This window comes from Parahaliea mediterranea (genome assembly GCF_003402235.1).
In the GTDB taxonomy this organism is placed as follows: domain Bacteria; phylum Pseudomonadota; class Gammaproteobacteria; order Pseudomonadales; family Halieaceae; genus Parahaliea; species Parahaliea mediterranea.
Genome location: NZ_QEWO01000001.1, coordinates 1,014,156 through 1,032,120 on the forward strand (window position 1 = coordinate 1,014,156; position 17,965 = coordinate 1,032,120).

General features: G+C 58.7%; 14 protein-coding genes and 1 tRNA gene. 9 read left to right on the forward strand and 6 right to left on the reverse strand.

The annotated features are described in order from the left end of the window. Window positions 1-23 precede the first annotated feature (23 nt). The 9 genes from DDZ17_RS04315 to DDZ17_RS04355 all read left to right on the forward strand — a co-directional run bounded on the left by DDZ17_RS04315 (window position 24) and on the right by DDZ17_RS04355 (window position 12,508). The gene (locus tag DDZ17_RS04315) at window positions 24-929 is read left to right on the forward strand and encodes a LysR family transcriptional regulator (RefSeq protein WP_170150145.1); all 906 of its coding nucleotides are present in this window, start codon (window positions 24-26) and stop codon (window positions 927-929) included. 260 nt (window positions 930-1,189) lie between these two features. Next, window positions 1,190-2,575: a spinster family MFS transporter gene (locus DDZ17_RS04320; RefSeq protein WP_206613433.1), complete on the forward strand. Its 1,386-nt coding sequence runs from the start codon at window positions 1,190-1,192 to the stop codon at window positions 2,573-2,575. Window positions 2,576-2,624: 49 nt separating this feature from the next. Beyond that, window positions 2,625-3,713 carry an NAD/NADP-dependent octopine/nopaline dehydrogenase family protein gene (locus tag DDZ17_RS04325; protein WP_116364681.1) on the forward strand — a complete coding sequence of 363 codons (1,089 nt, stop codon included), beginning with the start codon at window positions 2,625-2,627 and terminating at the stop codon, window positions 3,711-3,713. Window positions 3,714-3,728: 15 nt separating this feature from the next. Next, the gene (locus DDZ17_RS04330; protein WP_116364682.1) at window positions 3,729-4,763 is read left to right on the forward strand and encodes a 3-hydroxybutyryl-CoA dehydrogenase; all 1,035 of its coding nucleotides are present in this window, start codon (window positions 3,729-3,731) and stop codon (window positions 4,761-4,763) included. Then, window positions 4,760-7,129 (forward strand): TonB-dependent receptor, encoded by a 2,370-nt coding sequence (locus DDZ17_RS04335; RefSeq protein WP_116364683.1) that lies wholly within the window; start codon window positions 4,760-4,762, stop codon window positions 7,127-7,129. The genes DDZ17_RS04330 and DDZ17_RS04335 overlap by 4 nt, the downstream gene beginning before the upstream one ends. A gap of 78 nt (window positions 7,130-7,207) precedes the next feature. After that, on the forward strand, window positions 7,208-8,146 hold the full coding sequence (locus DDZ17_RS04340; protein WP_116364684.1) for a ketopantoate reductase family protein: 939 nt from the start codon (window positions 7,208-7,210) through the stop codon (window positions 8,144-8,146). Window positions 8,147-8,156: 10 nt separating this feature from the next. Then, on the forward strand, window positions 8,157-8,696 hold the full coding sequence (locus DDZ17_RS04345) for a hypothetical protein (protein ID WP_116364685.1): 540 nt from the start codon (window positions 8,157-8,159) through the stop codon (window positions 8,694-8,696). Then, window positions 8,693-10,252 (forward strand): GMC family oxidoreductase, encoded by a 1,560-nt coding sequence (locus DDZ17_RS04350; protein WP_116364686.1) that lies wholly within the window; start codon window positions 8,693-8,695, stop codon window positions 10,250-10,252. Before DDZ17_RS04345 ends, DDZ17_RS04350 begins: the two co-directional genes overlap by 4 nt. A 9-nt stretch (window positions 10,253-10,261) precedes the next feature. Next, window positions 10,262-12,508 (forward strand): PQQ-dependent dehydrogenase, methanol/ethanol family, encoded by a 2,247-nt coding sequence (locus DDZ17_RS04355; RefSeq protein ID WP_241505778.1) that lies wholly within the window; start codon window positions 10,262-10,264, stop codon window positions 12,506-12,508. A gap of 383 nt (window positions 12,509-12,891) precedes the next feature. Here the strand turns inward: DDZ17_RS04355 and DDZ17_RS04360 are convergent. The 6 genes from DDZ17_RS04360 to DDZ17_RS04385 all read right to left on the reverse strand — a co-directional run bounded on the left by DDZ17_RS04360 (window position 12,892) and on the right by DDZ17_RS04385 (window position 17,962). Beyond that, window positions 12,892-12,982, reverse strand: a tRNA-Ser gene (locus tag DDZ17_RS04360). Window positions 12,983-13,072: 90 nt separating this feature from the next. Next, window positions 13,073-13,273 carry a carbon storage regulator CsrA gene (gene csrA, locus DDZ17_RS04365; RefSeq protein WP_116364687.1) on the reverse strand — a complete coding sequence of 67 codons (201 nt, stop codon included), beginning with the start codon at window positions 13,271-13,273 and terminating at the stop codon, window positions 13,073-13,075. A 170-nt stretch (window positions 13,274-13,443) separates the two neighbouring features. Then, complete coding sequence (locus DDZ17_RS04370) at window positions 13,444-14,685, reverse strand: aspartate kinase (protein WP_116364688.1); 1,242 nt, start codon at window positions 14,683-14,685, stop codon at window positions 13,444-13,446. Window positions 14,686-14,783: 98 nt separating this feature from the next. Continuing rightward, window positions 14,784-17,387 carry an alanine--tRNA ligase gene (alaS, locus tag DDZ17_RS04375; RefSeq protein WP_116364689.1) on the reverse strand — a complete coding sequence of 868 codons (2,604 nt, stop codon included), beginning with the start codon at window positions 17,385-17,387 and terminating at the stop codon, window positions 14,784-14,786. 31 nt (window positions 17,388-17,418) lie between these two features. After that, complete coding sequence (locus tag DDZ17_RS04380) at window positions 17,419-17,766, reverse strand: histidine triad nucleotide-binding protein (protein WP_116364690.1); 348 nt, start codon at window positions 17,764-17,766, stop codon at window positions 17,419-17,421. Between the two features lie 10 nt (window positions 17,767-17,776). Beyond that, complete coding sequence (locus DDZ17_RS04385; RefSeq protein WP_116364691.1) at window positions 17,777-17,962, reverse strand: Trm112 family protein; 186 nt, start codon at window positions 17,960-17,962, stop codon at window positions 17,777-17,779. Window positions 17,963-17,965 lie beyond the last annotated feature (3 nt).

The following is a 17,965-nucleotide window of genomic DNA, read 5'->3' on the forward strand; positions in this document are numbered from 1 at the left end:
CTGGAAATTTCCGGACCTACGCCATGAATCTTCGGAGTATCGACCTCAACCTCCTCACCGTATTCCATGCGGTCATCACCGAGGGTAATATTTCAAGAGCAGCCGAAAAGATCGGCATGAGCCAGCCTGCGACCAGTGCCGCCTTGTCGCGCTTACGCCTGATCCTTAAGGATGAGCTTTTCATCCGCACTGGGCGCGGCGTGCGACCAACTCCCCGCGCCCAGGAGCTCGAGAAGCCAGTTCGGCAGATTCTCGAGATGATTCGCAACACCCTGACCCAACCCGAGGAATTCGACTACACGGCGAGCAACCGCTCATTTACCATAGCGTCCATGGACTATGGCGGCGTACTCATCGCCCCCCGGCTGATGTATTACCTGCAGCAACTCGGCTCCCCGGTAACAATCAATATACATTCGAGTAATGATGCCAGGCTCATCGACAAGATGCGGTTCGGTACGGTCGACTTCAATATTGACTATATGCAGATGGTGGAAGAGGACTTCCACAATGCGCACGTTATCACCGAAACCGCCTCCTGCCTGGTCAGAAAGGCTCACCCGATTATTCGCGACGAACTTACGCTGGATCAGTACCTCGATGCCCAACAGGTGGTGGTCTATCCCTACGGCCAGCGGGTGTCAGTGATGGAGGAATTCCTCACCGCCATGGACGTGAGGCGCCACCGCACGATGGTGGTCCCCAGTTTTCTCAACTATCCATACATTGTCAGCAGTACGGACCTCATCTGCACCCTACCCTCCAGGGTTGGCCGAATCTATGCTGCGCAATACGACCTCAACCTCTTCCCCCTTCCCGTTCCCGGATTCAAGGTCGACTACTACCTCATGTGGTACGCCGGACTGGAGTATGACCCCGCGCACCGCTGGATGCAGGAAATACTGCTGAACCTTTGCCGGCAGGAATAATACTGCGCACGCGTCCCTCTCGCCGCACCCCGGCAACCCCCTCATATTATTTGTTTTTTGTATATCAGACAAAAAATCATTTGATTTTTATTTGCCAACATTTTAGGTATAAATTAACGCCAAGCCAGAAATCACTTGAATAAAAGGCTTTCAAAAAAAAGGTATCTATAAATCGGCATTTGACGGTTCACCGCAAATATCCGATTAACTTATAACGCATCACCAACGCAAGCCAGCGCTCCACCACCGGAGACCATCACTTGAACAGCTCCCTAGACAGCTCAGCCCATCTCGACACAAATAACGTGCTAGCCAGCTCTTGGTACATGGTGGTGCTGTGCATGGTCGCCTACGTCTTTTCGTTCATCGACCGGCAGATCCTGGCCTTGCTAGTCGAGCACATCCGGGCTGACTTTGACCTGAACGATACTCAGTTCAGCCTGATTCACGGCTTTTCCTTCGCCCTGTTCTACGCCTTGATGGGCCTGCCGATTGCACGCATGGCGGACACGCGATCGCGCCCGGCCATTATCGCTATAGGTGTAGCGGTATGGAGCGCAGCCACCATGGTCTGTGGCCTAGCGAAAAATTTCTGGCACCTGTTCTTCGCCCGTATGGGTGTCGGCGTCGGCGAAGCGGCACTTTCGCCGGCGGCCTACTCGATGATCACCGACGCCTTTCCCAAATCCAGGTTAGGCCTGGCACTGGGTATCTATTCGATGGGCTCATTTTTTGGTGCCGGCATTGCGTTCATGGTCGGCGGTGTCGCCATTGAATGGGTAGTCTCCAGTATCGGCACAATTACGATTCCGGTAATAGGTGAAATCAAGCCTTGGCAGATGACCTTCTTTATTGTCGGCGCGCCAGGCCTTCTACTGGCAGCCCTGTTTCAGCTGACTGTGCGGGACCCTGCTCGCAAGGGCGTCGAGGAAGGTCACAGCGGTTACTCGCTGGCTGAGGTTGGCGCCTACATGCGCCTGAACTGGCAGACATTCCTCTCCCTCAATCTCGGGTTCGGTCTGCTTTCAATGGTGCTGTTTGCACTGCTTTCCTGGTCCCCTGCCTTCCTCTTGCGGAATTTCGAGCTGGCTACCAGAGAGGTGGGACTGTATCTCGGTTCCATTGTGCTGGTTTGCAATGCTCTGGGGGTGCTCGCCAGCGGCTGCCTGACCGACTTCTGGAGTCGCCGCGGACACACCGACGCGGCAATGAAATCTGGCATGACTGGCGGCATCGGTGCCCTGCTTCCGGCACTGGCATTTCCGTTCATGCCAGGACTGGATTCAACCATCGCGGTCCTGGCTGTGGCCTTTTTCTTTGCCAGCTTTCCGTTGGCCACCTCAGCCGCTGCGCTGCAAATTGCAGCACCCAACCGCATGCGCGCCCAGGTGACCGCAGTGTTCTTCCTTTTTCTGAACCTCTTTGGCATCACCGGCGGTGCAACTCTCGTGGCACTGTGCACTGACTACCTTTTCCGCGAAGAGAATCTGGTCGGGTATTCGATGGCGTTGGTCGCCGGTATCGGGGCCGTGCTGGCGGTAGTCGTTACCGCCTGTGGTTGCAAATACTACCGGGCTACAGCCAGGCAGGTTTCGAATGTGCCACCAATGAATCGCACTCCTCTAGCGGAAGCCGGAATGACCTGATCGCACAAAGGTCATTCCTCTCCAGAATGGATCTACAAGGAAGCAGTTTATGGAAATAGCAGTATTGGGTGGGGGGCACGGCTGCTATGCAGCAGCTGCCGAACTCTCCGAGAAAGGCCACACGGTACGTTTTTGGCGGCGGGATAACCAGGCTTTGCAGCCACTTATCCAGTCACGCTGCATTACGGTCGTCGACTTCAATGGCGAGCGTGACATCATCATTGCCAAGCCCACCACCTCCCTGGAAGAGGCTGTCACGGGCGCTGACATTATCGTCATACCCCTGCCTGCAACGACCCATGAGGCTCTCTCAAAAGATCTGGCGCCGCTACTGGTCGACGGACAAGCGGTTTACCTTCCCCCCGGCACCTTCGGCAGCTATGTGTTCTATCGCGCGATGCGTGACGCGGAAAATAACGCCGATGTCAGTTTTGCCGAGACGGGTACCCTTCCCTACCTAGCGCGCAAACACGGGCCGACACGCGTGGTGATCAGCGGCTACGCCACTCGCCTACCCACAGGTGTCTTTCCCGCCATCAACTCGGACTATGCGCTGAATCGACTGAAGGAGATATACCCGATCGAGCACTGCAAGGATGCTCTGAGTGGCGCCCTGATGAATGCGGGCCCGATCATTCATCCTCCGCTGATCCTGATGAATGCTGGACCACTGGAGCATTTCGATGCCTGGGACATTCACAACGAAGGCACTCAGCCCTCTATCCGCAGAGTGACCACGGCACTGGATGGAGAGCGCATAGCCCTGCGTGAAGCGCTTGGCTACGGCGCCCCACATTTCCCACTGGCGGATCACTACAACAAGGAAGGCGAAGGCGATGAGTGGATGTACGGCCGCTCGGCACACGAAAAACTGACCGATAGCGGCGACTGGCGCGAGGATATCGACCTAGAAAGGCATAGATACATGCTGGAAGACACCCGGCTGGGACTGTCCCTGCTGGTATCGGTGGGTCGCTGGGCTGGCGTTTCTACCCCAGTAGCGGAAGGCCTGCTGAACGTGGCAAGCGGCGTCACCGGGCGAGATCTGTACCGAGAGGGTCGAACTCTGGAAAACCTGGGCCTGGTCGGACTGAACCGGGAGCAAATGTACACGTTGCTGCAAACCGGACAATTCTGAGGAGGGAAGCGCCAGATGAAAAGCGTAGGTGTTATTGGAGTTGGACGCATGGGGCGAGGAATCGCACTCAGCTACATCTTCGCCGGTATCCCGGTGCTACTTGTGGACATCAAACAGCGATCGAAAGCAGACCGGGAAGCCCTGTATCACGCGGCACTGAAAGAGTTGACCCTTGATCTGCAATTTCTGACAAAGATAGGACTGTTAGAGGAAAACGCAGTCGACCAGGTGTTGGAACGCCTCACATTTAGCCATCGCGAAGCCCCCGGCAAAGCGCTCGCCCAGTGTGATGTCATCTTCGAGGCAGTGCCCGAGGTAATGACGGCCAAGGTGGAGTGCCTCAAATACCTGGCAGAAAACGCCAGTCCCGATGCCGTTATCGCCTCAACCACTTCCACATTTTTGGTGACAGAGTTGGCCACATGGGTGTACCAGCCCAGCCGCTTTCTCAACGCCCACTGGCTGAATCCAGCACATCTCATGCCTCTGGTGGAAATTGCCCGGGGCGACGATACCAGCCAGCAGTCTGTCGACGATCTGGTCGCATCCCTGGAGAGTATCGGCAAGGTACCTGTCGTATGCTCGGCATCGCCGGGCTATATCGTCCCACGCATCCAGGCCCTGGCGATGAACGAAGCAGCACGGCTGGTGGAAGAAGGTGTGGCCTCACCCGAAGACATCGACAAAGCCGTCAATTACGGCTTCGGCTTGCGCTTTGCCGTACTCGGCCTGCTGGAGTTCATCGATTGGGGTGGTGGCGACATTCTGTACTACGCATCGAAATATCTCTCGGGCGCTCTGGATGAACGCTACCGGGCACCCGCGATCATCAATAGCAACATGGAAGAAGGCCGCAACGGAATCAGGGATGGCGTCGGCTTTTTCAATTATCAAAACATCGATGTCGACGCCTACCGTGAACAGCGTATGCGCGACTTCGTTGCCTTACTGACACATAAAAATGTTCTACCCAAGTTCAACCAGGCCAGCCTTCCACAAGAGGCGCGGCGTCAACACATTGAGTTTCCGACCGGGGGAAAGCGGACATGAAATCCAACTCTCAAACCAGACGCATATTACTTCGCACGGCACTGTGCTTGACGTGTACCTATCCGGCAAGCCTCAGCTTTGCCCAGGGTGGGGCCAGCGCCCTTGAGGAGGTCGTGATCACCGCACGCAAGCGTGAAGAGGGCTTGCAGGATACGCCCATTGCAGTCTCCGCCTTTTCGTCAAATCGTCTTGAGGCGCAGGGCATCAGTAAGATCAACCGTTTGCAGGATCTGACGCCCAACCTGGTTTTCCAGAATACGCCCTCTAACAGCGGCGTGGGCTCCAATGCAGCCGTATTCATACGCGGTATTGGACAGAAGGATTTCGCTCCCACCACTGAGCCCGGTGTTGGCATTTACGTCGACGGCGTCTATTTGAGCCGCACCGTGGGTTCAGTGTTCGACATGATCGATATTGATCGAGTCGAGATCTTGCGAGGGCCACAGGGCACACTGTTCGGACGCAACACTATCGGTGGCGCTATCAGCATCACCACACAAAAACCCAACGACGAATTTTCCGGCAAGATCGATACCACCCTCGGCACCGATAATCGTATAGATGTGCGCGGCGCTATCAACATCCCGCTAACAGACAACTTCTTCATGCGCGCCTCGCTAGCGAGTTTCGAGCAGGACGGCTATGTGAAACGTCCATTCGACAGCAAGGACCTCGGCAACCAGGACAACGTTAATGGCCGTCTCGCGTTTCGTTGGGAACCGATAGAGCGCCTGACCATAGATCTCGCCATGGAGTACGGCACAGACAAGACCAATGGTCCGCCCATTCTGATCACTCGGGTCGACACCCCTGAGCAAACGCCTCGCAGCTTTGTCACCGGCCACAACGCCTTCGCAGGCGGCGGCAACCCCTACAACTGCTTTGGCCCGGAAGCCTCCCCGGCCTGCTACACCAACGATACCGTGGTGACTGGCAATAACACCAACCTCGGCACCGGCCCCAATTACTCCGATTTGGATACCGAGGGCGCCTACTTCACCCTTGAGTGGGAAGCTGACAATTTCACCTTCAAGTCGATCACCGCCTATCGCTCAATCGACGGTTCTTTCGCCCAGGACCGCGACGGCGGCCATCAGGAAGTTGGAACCCCGCTGACGCCCGACCCAGACGGCCCCTACCGGAACCCGATCAACCACGTTAGCGACACGTTTGTACAGGACCAGTTCTCCCAGGAATTCCAATTACTGGGCGATGCATTCAACGATCGCATGCAGTGGAACGTCGGCCTTTACTATTTCGAGGAAGACGGCGAAAACCTGAATCCGAACAACTTCTTCCCCGTCAGCATCCAAAGTGGCGGTTACTTCGACTATACAAGTATCGCTGTCTATGGCCAGACCACCTACAACATCACCGACGCACTGAGAGTCACCGCCGGTCTGCGTTACACAGAGGACGACCGCGACTACCTACCTGACCAGTATATTCAGGCGCTACCACTAGGCCCCCAGGCTTTCCCATGCTTCGTGCCGTCCTTCCACATCCCCTGTGAAGTAGGCGATCGCATCGTTCCCTACGAAACGGTCAATAATTCTATTGAGGAAGTAACTCCCTATCTGAACTTATCGTATGACATCGGCGAAAGCACGATGGTATATGCAACTTACAGCGAAGGTTACAAGAGCGACGGCTTCACCCAGCGTGTGTTCCCACCAGAGCCTTCCCTGCCCAGCTTCGACCCTGAGTACGTAGATTCCTATGAACTCGGCGCCAAGGCAGAACTGATGGATGGCAAGATGCGACTCAATACGGCGCTGTTTTACACCGAGTACACCGAAATGCAATTGCTGGTAGCGGACGCATCCCGTATCGGTCCCTTCACTACGAACGCCGGTGAAGCAACCATGCAGGGTGTTGAATTGGAGCTGTCCTGGGTTCCGGCAGCCGACTGGCGCGTAGACTTTGGGCTGGGCTATCTCGATGCCAGTTACGACAAGATCAATCCGGGAGCCGAGGCTACCGGCCTAACACTGGACTCACCGTTTACGTTGATTTCAGAATGGAACATCAACGCCTCGCTTGAGAAAACGTTCAGACTGCCCGGCGGCTCTACACTGCTGCCCCGGGTCGACGTGAACTACCGGTCTGAGTTCTACACGAACGCCAATGGCATTCCCTTCCGTCCCGGCATCGCGGAGCCCCTCTTCCAGCCTGACTATCATGTAGTCAACGCCAGCGTGCGCTGGAACAGCCCCTCGGAGCGCTTCCACGCCACCGCGGGCGTCACCAACCTCAATGATGAGAACTACCGGATATTCGGCGACTACCAGCCCGGCTTCGGATTTGACATGCAAGCCTACGACCGAGGCCGCCAGTGGTTCCTCACTCTGGGCTATGCGTTCTAGTCGTATGGCATCCATCACCCAGGGCAAAACACCTTCCTCCACTCCGGCTGGCGCAACTAAGGGAGTGTTAACGCCTGCATGTTCACCCCAGGCCCCTTGCATATGAATGTTTGTATTGTAGGCTGCGGCGCCCTGGGCGGAATTTTCGGCGCCCATCTGGCCATGCACGAGAATGTAACCGTCTGGGCCTACGACAGAAATGAAAGCCACGTTCGCGCGTTGAACGAGAACGGGCTGACACTGGCTGGCCGCAAACAGTACCGGGCCGTGGTTCACGCCACGATAGATCCCAGCTGCATTCCGCCCTGCGACATCGGCATCGTGGTCACCAAGTTCGCCAATACCCGCGAGGCAATCGCGGATACAGCTCACTTGCTGAGGAACGGTATCGTTTGCAGTATGCAAAATGGCGTCGGTAACGAAGAAATCATGGGCGAATACGTCGACCGCATTCTCAGCGGCACGACCATGCTTGGGGGACATATCGTCCGACCCGGCAGCATCGATTTCGATACCGACGGGACAACTTGGATCGGCCCCGCCAGCAAACAGGCCACTCTAGAAGATGCACGCACCCTTACCGACCTACTCAACGACAAGGGTATTGAAAGTCATGCTGTGCCAGATCCCCGGGGTATCAAGTGGAGCAAGTTGATTTTTAATTCAGCCGCCAACGGGCTTTGCGCGCTCACCGGGCTGACCTTTGGCCGTATGTATCAGCAACCAGAACTGCGGGAACTCATGTACGGGATAGCCCGCGAGGGCATCACAGTCGCCAAAGCCCTGGGAATCAGCCTGCACAGCGATCCACTGGACATGCTGAACAAGGCAGCGCTCAAGGCCTACGACCATGCACCCAGCATGCTGATAGATGTACGTCACCTCAAGCCCACCGAGGTCGGCGCCCTGAATGGCGGCATCGTACAGTTCGCTACCAGATTGCAAATTCCCTGCCCATTGAACCGGACAATCGTGGCCCTGATTGGGGGCCTGGAGACATCCTGGGAGATCGATTGAGGATCAGATCATGAAACACTCAGAACTTTCGCCAGCCACCAGCACGACGTTGAGCCGGCGCGCCCTGCTCCAAATTCTATTGAGCGCGCCTGCGCTCTCGCTTGCCCCGCTGTCTCTTACAACCCACGATACCCAGGCAATGGGACTGGAGCACCTTTCTCCCGCAACCAGCCTGGCACTTGTCCAAGTAGCCCGACTGCTGTTTCCTCACGAAGGCCTGGCGGATGAGATCTACCTCGGCGTGGTGAAAGACATCGAGGCTGACATTTCAACCAACGAGGGCCTCCTGCACTCCGTAGCCGAGACACCAATCCTGCTAAATAAGGCGGTAGCGAGAAACTGGATGCAGATGAGTCATGACGCGCAGATTGAAGCCCTGGCCGCCATCGAGGACGCCAGCGTTTTCGGCTACCTGCGCAACCGCACCATTGAATCTCTTTATCGCAACCCTGCGGTGTGGAAGCTCGTTGGCTATGAGGGCTCCTCCATCGAGTACGGCGGCTACCTGCACCGGGGGTTCGACGACATTGACTGGCTGGAGGATAAATGAACAAGCAATTCGCACTGACCGACAACTCCGTTGTCGTGGTTATCGGTTCTGGAGCCGGAGGCGGCGTATTGGCCAACCAACTCGCCCAGAATGGCGTCGATGTCGTCTGCCTGGAAGCCGGGCGACGACTGTCGCCCGCGGACGTCGTCAACGACGAAACCGAAATGTTCGGCAAACTGACCTGGCTGGACCCACGCATCAGTAGCGGCCAAACGGTGCCAGGATTACCGGTGTGGACCTGCAAGACAGTCGGCGGCACCACAATGCACTGGACGGCCTCGTGCCCGCGGCTACAGGAGCATGAATTCCGCACCGACTCGTTGTACGGTGACATCCCCGACACTAACCTGCAGGACTGGCCTTTCGATCTGGAAACATTGAGTCCCTACTACAGTCTCGCGGAAGACCGCATGGGCGTCACCGGCACCCACAACATACCTCTTCTACCGGGTAACAATAATTACAAGGTGTTGGAAGCTGGCGCACGTAAGCTGGGTTACACCGACATCGACACCAATCATGTGGCCATCAACTCCGTGGCACGAGACGGCAGGCCGGCCTGTGTGCAATCCGGATTCTGCACCAGCGGCTGTGTAATTCAGGCCAAGTGGTCAACTCTCTACACCGAGATTCCACAGGCGGAGCGCAGTGGACACTTCGAACTGCGTCCGGAGTCGATGGTGGTGCGCATAGGACACAATGCGCAAGGGCGGGTCGACGAGGTCCACTATCTCGACAGCGAGGGAACGCTCAGGATCCAGAAGGCGCGCGCCGTCTGTGTCGCATGCAACGCGGTAGAAACTTCCCGCTTGCTGCTCAACTCAACCAGCGACAGGTTTCCCAATGGTCTCGCCAACAGCAGTGATCAGGTGGGACGCAACTACATGCGACACTTTATCGCCAGTGTGGTCGGAGAAATGCCCGGGCCGGTCAACTTACACCGGGGCGCCCACCAAGCTGGCATCATCCGAGACGAAGCCGGTCACAATCCCGAGCGGGGTTTCGCTGGTGGCATCCTAATGCTGACAGTCCCTTTCGCACCGGAGATGTTTGCCAAGTTCCTCGACCCGAATGGCTGGGGTGAAGACTATGCGAGCACGCTGGAGAACTACGATCACCTGGCGGCCATGCTGATTCACGGCGAGGACCTTGCCCAACAGAGCAATCGCATCACGCTACACCCGACCGAGAGAGACAGCTACGGACTGCCCGTACCTATCGTTCACTATGAGGAGCACCCCAACACCCGGCGTATGAAAGAGTATGCCTTGAAGTGTGGCAAGGCGATTTACCGGGCGCTGAACGCAAAAAAAGTACACGCTATCGTCGATATGCTACCGGCTACCCACAATATGGGTACAGCCCGCATGGGTAACGATCCGGCAACCAGCGTCTGTAACCCCTGGGGGCAGACCCATGATATTGCAAACCTTTTCGTCTGTGATGGTAGCCTGTTCCCTAGCGTCGGCTGCGGCAATCCAACACTGACCATCGTCGCACTGGCACTGCGCCAGGCAGACTACCTTACCCGCCAGTTGCAGGAAAATATACTCTAGGAGAATTCCGTGACCAGGAAGCAACTCTGCCCTGTTTTCCAACCGAACGATCGTCAACTTGGCACAGCCAGCGTACTACTGCTCGCAGGCCTGTGCGCCTTCGGCTGTGCCCGCGATGAGTCGGTCAGTACGGCCGGCAAGCCATCTGTCGCTGCGGCCACCGCTACCGCACCGACGGCTGCGAAAGCGCCAGCCTATGTGGATGGAGAACGCATCATCAATGCTGACAGTGAACCCGGCAACTGGATGAGCCACGGTCGCACCTACGATGAGGAACGGTTCAGCCCACTCACCCAGATCGATACCGAAAATGTGCGCAATCTCGGTCTGTCCTGGCATTATGACCTGCCAACCCACCGTGGCCTCGAAGCCACCCCGGTCGTCGTAGACGGGAAGATGTTCCTCACCGGAAGTTGGAGCCGGGTTTACGCCCTGGACGCCGCCAATGGAGAACTGCTGTGGGAGTATGATCCCAAAGTGCCGCCAGCAACAGGCGCAAAAGCCTGCTGCGACGTGGTCAATCGCGGTGTCGCTGTGTGGAAAGGACGTGTCTACGTAGGTACCCTTGATGGCCGTCTGATCGCGCTTGAGGCCGACAGCGGCGAACTGGCGTGGTCTGTGCAGACTACGCCCACCGAACCTCCCTACACCATTACCGGTGCTCCGCGAGTGGTCAAGGACAAAGTGATCATCGGCAACGGTGGCGCAGAAATGGGCGTCCGGGGATACGTCTCCGCCTACAACGCTGACACTGGGGACCAGGCTTGGCGTTTCTACACGGTACCTGGAAATCCCGATGAACCCTTTGAAAATCCTGCCCTGGAAATGGCTGCCAAGACCTGGTCCGGTGGCGAGTGGTGGAAAAATGGCGGTGGTGGCACCGTATGGGATTCCATGTCCTACGACCCAGAACTCGATTTGCTGTACATCGGATCCGGAAATGGCTCACCTTGGAGTCGCAAGCTGCGCAGCCCCGGCGGAGGCGACAACCTGTTCCTCTCTTCCATCATTGCCCTGCGCCCGGACACGGGCGAGTATGTCTGGCACTACCAGACAGCGCCGGGCGACAGTTGGGATTACGCCTCCGCCCAACACATGATCCTCACCGAGTTGAAAATCGACGGTGTCGAGCGCAAGGTCATCATGCAGGCGCCCAAGAATGGCATTTTCTATGTACTCGACAGGGAGACAGGGCAGTTCATCTCCGGGAATCCCTTTGTGACCGTCAACTGGATCAGGGGCTTCGACCCTGCAACGGGACGCCCGGACATTGACCCCCGAGCCTATTACACGGACGAGATGTTCATGGGCCAGCCCAGTACCTTTGGCGCGCACACCTGGCAGCCGATGAGTTATCACCCTGGCAACAACCTGGTTTATATCCCCGCTCTCGACTCCAGCTTCCCCTACGTTATAGAGGAGAACTTCCGCTTCTTGAGTGTCGGTGTGAATGTGGGTGTGGATGGCGAAAAAGTCTCCTGGCCCGAGGATCCGGTGGCACGTCAGGCCGCCAAAGCGACCCTGAAGGGGCTGCTGATAGCCTGGGATCCGGTAAAGAGCGGTCCCGCCTGGACAGTTCGCCACAAGGTACCCTGGAATGGCGGTGTGGTTTCCACTGCGGGCAATCTGTTGTTTCAGGGGAACGGTGAGGGTGACCTGGTGGCCTATCGCGCCGATAGCGGCGAGCGCCTGTGGTCATTCCCCGCGCAAACCGGCATCGTAGCCCCCCCAATCACCTACACCGTCAATGGCGAGCAGTATATTACCGTACTTGCTGGCTGGGGCGGGTCTATGCCGCTGGTGCAGGGCGGCGCCTTTGAGGACGGCAACGCCGCCAACCGCAATGTCAGCCGCGTACTGGCGTTCAAACTGGGCGGCAAGGAGGCACTGCCCGAACTGCCGCCTGTCGAAAAGATCCTGGACCCGCCTGCCAACACGGCGAGCGAAGAGCAGGTTGCCCGGGGCAAGGCGCTCTACCACCGCACCTGCTTCGCCTGCCATGGCGACGCGGTCGTGAGTGGCGGTGTGCTTCCAGACCTGCGCTATACTAACAAGGCGACCCACAAATTGTGGGACCGGATCGTCCTTGAGGGCCTACTCACCAACGCCGGCATGGTGTCCTTCGCCAGCATCCTCAGCGAGCAGGACTCCCACGACATCCAGGCCTATGTCATCAAGCGGACTCACGACACGCTCGATCTCGACGAAGTCAATGAACCAGCGCATTCACCCCCAACAGACACCATTACTGAGTGAGCATATTTTCACCACGCCACAGGAAGAATCGCAGCCCGTCTCCCCTCGTGGCACCTGATGATACGCCTCTCATTGATGACTCTCAGTGGTCCGAGACCAGCTTACAACACAACCCTTCGGACACGTGGCGTCTTTCGTCGACATATTGTCGGAATCCGAGGGGTGCTTTTCGGCAGGCCTGCGTAGCATCGCTACTGACATTGTCAGATTGCCGGGACCGTCTCGATGCGCACCACCACTATTACCCATCTGCTACGGATTGATGCCCGTCCCCAGTTTATGGGGTAGAGCCGGTAGGGCTCCAAAAGTATGGGAGGGGATATGGGAAGCCAGATACGAAAAAGCCCCAATCAATTGAAGCTATCAACTGATTGGGGCCTGTATGGCGGAGAGCGAGGGATTCGAACCCTCGATAGGGGATAAGCCTATACACCCTTAGCAGGGGTGCGCCTTCAGCCACTCGGCCAGCTCTCCGGGGTGTCTATGTTGAGGGGGCTGTCAGACCTCCAACACAGGCGCGGCATGATACCACAACGGCTGTAAATTCAAAGTGTTGCGGCGAGTTCAGCTGGAAGATTCTTCTTTTTTCGGCTCGTCTTCGCCGCCGTCCTGAATGCGGTTGTAAATTTCTTCGCGATGAACGGCCACATCTCGGGGCGCGTTGACGCCGATTCGCACCTGGTTGCCCTTTACACCGAGGACGGTGACGGTAATGTCGTCGCCCACCATCAGTGATTCTCCAACCCTGCGTGTCAAGATCAGCATAATGTCCTTTTCTCCAGTCTTGTGCCTGTTGGGTTGTGGGTGTAACGCAACATATGCCGCGGCACCGATCCGGGTGACGCGGGGCAAATCTGTTTGGTCATAAACTTAGTTGTAGTTCAGTTTCCCAAGATAGCAAAACTGTCACTTTCGTCGACCACCTACCCGGGGTGTTAGGCAGGTGATTGGTCCTGAGGTTCCTTGGCCAGGCCAAAGGATGAGTGCAATGCACGCACCGCCAGCTCCAGGAACTTCTCTTCGATGATCACGGAAATCTTGATTTCGGATGTGGTGATCATCTGAATATTGATGCCAACTTCGGCCAGCGCGGCAAAGGCCTGACTGGCAACACCGGCGTGCGAGCGCATGCCAACGCCAACCACTGAGACTTTGGCGATTTTGCTGTCGGAACGCACTTCGCGGGCGTTGATGTCCTCGGCCACCTGCTTCAGCACGTCCTGGGCGCGGGTCAGGTCGCCGCGGGCCACGGTGAAGGTGAAGTCGGTGGTTTTGTCGTCCGCCACGTTCTGGACGATGACGTCCACTTCGATGTTGGCATCGCCAATGGGGCCCAGGATGCGGTGGGCGATGCCCGGCATGTCGGGTACACCGACGACGGTCAGCTTGGCTTCGTCGCGATTGAAGGCAATGCCTGCAATTGTCGGGGTTTCCATTTGCGAACTGTCCTCCAGCGCAATCAGTGTGCCCGGGCCTTCCTGGAAGCTGTGCAGAACCCGCAGCGGAACGTTGTACTTGCCGGCAAATTCCACCGCGCGAATCTGCAGGACCTTGGAGCCCATGCTGGCCATTTCCAGCATTTCCTCGAAGGTGATGCGGTCCAGGCGCCGGGCGCCGTCCACCACACGCGGGTCGGTGGTGTATACGCCGTCCACGTCGGTGTAGATCTGGCACTCGTCGGCCTTCAGCGCCGCCGCCAGGGCCACTGCGGTGGTATCGGAGCCGCCGCGACCAAGGGTGGTGATGTTGCCCTGCTCGTCCACGCCCTGGAAGCCGGCCACCACAACCACGTAGCCTTCGTCCAGTTCGGCGTGCAGGCGCTCGTCGTCAATGTCACGGATGCGGGCCTTGGTGTGGGCATCGTCGGTCAGGATGCGCACCTGGCTGCCGTTGTAGCTTTTGGCCTTCACGCCGCGCTCGTTCAGGGCCATGGACAACAGGGCGGTGGTCACCTGCTCGCCGGTGGATACCAGCACGTCCAGTTCCCGGGGCACGGGGCGGTCCTGCACTTCGTGGGCCAGGGCAATCAGGCGGTTGGTTTCGCCGCTCATGGCCGACACGACAACCACCACGCTGTGGCCGTCGCCGCGGAAACGCGCAACCTTGTCGGCCACTTGCTCGATGCGCTCGATGGTGCCGACAGAGGTTCCGCCGAATTTTTGTACGATCAGGCTCATGCGCTCGTTCTGGGCCCGGGTGGCAAAGGGGCGCCATTTAACACCAATAGGACGCCCGTGAAAACCGGCAATAGTGCGAAATGGGATGAGGGTCCGCTTTAGCCCGCCAGTGTAGCCGCCACCCAGTCGGGCACGGTGTTCAGGGTATCGGCCAGGGCCGCCACATCGGTGCCGCCGCCCTGGGCCATGTCCGGGCGGCCGCCGCCCTTGCCGCCCAGGCGACCGGCAAACTCCTTCATCAGGTCGCCGGCCTTCACGCGGCTGGTGAGGTCTTTGGTGACGCCGGCGGCCAGGGCAATTTTGTCGCCGTCCACCGCGGCCAGCAGGATGATGCCGCTGCCGAGCTTGTTCTTGACCTGGTCCAGCGTGTCGCGCAGGGATTTGGCATCCGCCCCTTCCACGTTGGCGGCCAGCACTTTCACGCCGTCCACCTCCACGGCGGAGCTGGTGAGGTCACCGCCGGCGGAGGTAGCCAGTTTCTGCTTGAGGCGTGCGACTTCTTTTTCCAGCTCGCGAGCCTCATTGCGCAGGGCACCGACCTTGGCAACCACGTTGTCGCGGTTGCCTTTGACGGCGTCGCACACTTGCGCCAGGCGCTCGTCCACCGACGCGATGGCCGCCAGGGCACCGGCGCCGGTAACCGCCTCGATGCGGCGCACGCCAGAGGCAATGCCGGATTCCGAGGTGATGCGCATCAGGCCGATATCACCGGTGCGCGCCACGTGGGTACCGCCACACAGTTCCACCGAGAAGTCGTCCTCGCCCATGGCCAGCACCCGCACTTCGTCGCCGTATTTCTCGCCGAACAGGGCCATGGCGCCGGCTTCCATGGCGGCCTCCATGCTCATCAGGCGGGTGGATACGGCGGTGTTGGCGCGAATCTGGGCGTTCACCAACTGCTCGATGGCTTTCAGTTCGTCGGCCTTGACGGCCTCGAAGTGGGAGAAATCAAAGCGCAGGCGCTCGGAGTCCACCAGCGAGCCCTTCTGGGTGACATGCTCGCCCAGTACCTGGCGCAGGGCCGCATGCAGCAGGTGGGTGGCGGAGTGATTGAGGCGGGTGCGCTGGCGCACACTGCCATCCACCGCTGCCTGCAAGGTGGCGCCGGTCGCCACGGACCCTTCCAGCACTTTTACATGATGCAGGTGGTGGCCCTGCACTTTGGTGGTGTCGTGCACTTCCAGGCGCAGGCCATCGGCGCTCAGGTAGCCGGTGTCGCCCACCTGGCCGCCGGATTCGCCGTAAAAGGGCGTGCGGTCCAGCACCACGACGCCAGTGTCATCGCAGCCCAGTGCGCCAACGGGTTCGCCATCCTTCAGCAGGGCGGTCACGCTGCCCTGCCCCACCAGGCTGTCGTAGCCGGTGAATTCGGTGCTGCCCTCCAGCTTCAATACGTCGTTGTAATCCACCTTGAAGCTGCCGCTTTCCTGGGAACGGCTGCGCTGCTCGGCCATGGCGGCTTCGTAGCCGGCAATGTCCAGAGTCAGGTCGCGCTCGCGGGCAATGTCGTTGGTGAGGTCCACCGGAAAGCCATAGGTGTCGTACAGCTTGAACACCACGGCACCGGGAATCTCACTGCCCTGCAAGCCTTCCAGTGCGTCGTTGAGGATGGCCAGGCCGTTGTCCAGGGTTTTGGCAAACTGCTCTTCTTCGTTCAGCAGGGCCTTTTCCACCTGGGGCTGCAGCTTCACCAGTTCCGGGTAGGCCTCGCCCATCTGCTCGGCCAGGGTAGCTACCAGCTGGTAAAAGAAGGGGCCGGTGGCGCCGAGCTTGTTGCCGTGGCGAATGGCGCGGCGAATGATGCGGCGCAGCACATAGCCGCGGCCTTCATTGCCGGGCATTACGCCGTCGCAGATCAGGAAGGCGCAGGAGCGGATGTGGTCGGCGATGACCTTGAGGGAGTTGTGCTCCAGGTCGCTCACGCCCAGCACCTTGGCGGCGGCGCGAATCAGGGCCTGGAACAGGTCGATCTCGTAGTTGCTGTGCACGCCCTGCATGACCGCGGCGATGCGCTCAAGGCCCATGCCAGTGTCCACCGAGGGCGCCGGCAGCGGGTGCATTTCGCCGCTGCTGTCGCGGTTGAACTGCATGAACACCAGGTTCCAGATCTCAATGTAGCGATCCAGGTCGTCGTCGGGGCTGCCGGGGGGGCCGCCGGGCACGTCCTCACCGTGGTCGTAGAAAATCTCGGAACAGGGGCCGCAGGGGCCGGTGTCGCCCATCTGCCAGAAGTTGTCTTCGTCCAGGCGCGAGATGCGCTCTTTCGGAAAGCCTATGTCGTCAATCCAGATCTGCTCTGCTTCGTCATCGGAGATATGGCAGGTCACCCACAGGCGTTCCTTCGGCAGCTTGAGCTCCTCGGTGAGGAACTGCCAGGCAAAGCGGATGGCGTCGCGCTTGAAGTAATCGCCAAAGCTGAAGTTGCCCAGCATTTCGAAGAAGGTGTGGTGGCGGGCGGTGTAGCCGACGTTTTCCAGGTCGTTATGCTTGCCGCCGGCACGCACGCAGCGCTGGCTGCTGGCCGCGCGGTTGTAGGGGCGCGGGTCGTTGCCAAGGAAGGTGTCCTTGAACTGGTTCATGCCCGCATTGGTAAACAGCAGGGTCGGGTCGTTGCCGGGCACCAGTGAGCTGGAAGGCACACGGGTGTGGCCCTGGCGCTCAAAGTAACTCAGGAAAGCTTCGCGTATCGCTACGGTCTTCATAGGGGATCTCTACCGGATTTAAGGTGCGGGCTCAGCCCAGCATGCGCGCTTCGGCCAGGGTCGAGCCGGCCAGGATGTGCAGGTGCAGGTGGAACACCGTCTGCCCCGCCCCGCTGCCATTGTTGACGATCAGGCGGAAGGCATCACCCACCCCCAGCTGTTTGGCCACCTTGCCGGCGGCCAGCATCAAATGCCCCAGCAGGGCCTGGTCGTCGGGCTCGGCGTCGGACAGCTTGACGATGGGCTTTTTCGGGATCACCAGCACATGCACCGGCGCCTGCGGGTGGATGTCGTTGATCGCCACGCAGTGTTCGTCCTCGTAGACGAAATCGGTGGGAATTTCGCCGCTGATGATCTTGCCGAAGATGGTGTCTGACATGCTTCCCCCCTCAGCCGAGCTTTTCGTCGGCGGTCAGTTGGCGGGCCTCGCTCTCCAGCATTACCGGAATGCCGTCGCGCACCGGGTAGGCCAGGCCAGAGGCCTTGCACACCAGTTCTTCTTTGTCGCGGTCGTACGCCAGGGGCGCCTTGCTCACCGGGCACACCAGGATACTCAACAGCTTGTCGTCAATCATGAC

Excerpts from the sequence above, each read along its gene's own strand:
- DDZ17_RS04315 (WP_170150145.1), top strand. The coding sequence starts at position 24 with ATGAATCTTCGGAGTATCGACCTCAACCTCCTCACCGTATTCCATGCG.
- DDZ17_RS04325 (WP_116364681.1), top strand. The coding sequence starts at position 2,625 with ATGGAAATAGCAGTATTGGGTGGGGGGCACGGCTGCTATGCAGCAGCT.
- DDZ17_RS04330 (WP_116364682.1), top strand. The coding sequence starts at position 3,729 with ATGAAAAGCGTAGGTGTTATTGGAGTTGGACGCATGGGGCGAGGAATC.
- DDZ17_RS04335 (WP_116364683.1), top strand. The coding sequence starts at position 4,760 with ATGAAATCCAACTCTCAAACCAGACGCATATTACTTCGCACGGCACTG.
- DDZ17_RS04340 (WP_116364684.1), top strand. The coding sequence starts at position 7,208 with ATGTTCACCCCAGGCCCCTTGCATATGAATGTTTGTATTGTAGGCTGC.
- DDZ17_RS04345 (WP_116364685.1), top strand. The coding sequence starts at position 8,157 with ATGAAACACTCAGAACTTTCGCCAGCCACCAGCACGACGTTGAGCCGG.
- DDZ17_RS04350 (WP_116364686.1), top strand. The coding sequence starts at position 8,693 with ATGAACAAGCAATTCGCACTGACCGACAACTCCGTTGTCGTGGTTATC.
- csrA (WP_116364687.1), bottom strand. The coding sequence starts at position 13,273 with ATGCTGATCTTGACACGCAGGGTTGGAGAATCACTGATGGTGGGCGAC.
- DDZ17_RS04370 (WP_116364688.1), bottom strand. The coding sequence starts at position 14,685 with ATGAGCCTGATCGTACAAAAATTCGGCGGAACCTCTGTCGGCACCATC.
- alaS (WP_116364689.1), bottom strand. The coding sequence starts at position 17,387 with ATGAAGACCGTAGCGATACGCGAAGCTTTCCTGAGTTACTTTGAGCGC.
- DDZ17_RS04380 (WP_116364690.1), bottom strand. The coding sequence starts at position 17,766 with ATGTCAGACACCATCTTCGGCAAGATCATCAGCGGCGAAATTCCCACC.
- DDZ17_RS04385 (WP_116364691.1), bottom strand. The coding sequence starts at position 17,962 with ATGATTGACGACAAGCTGTTGAGTATCCTGGTGTGCCCGGTGAGCAAG.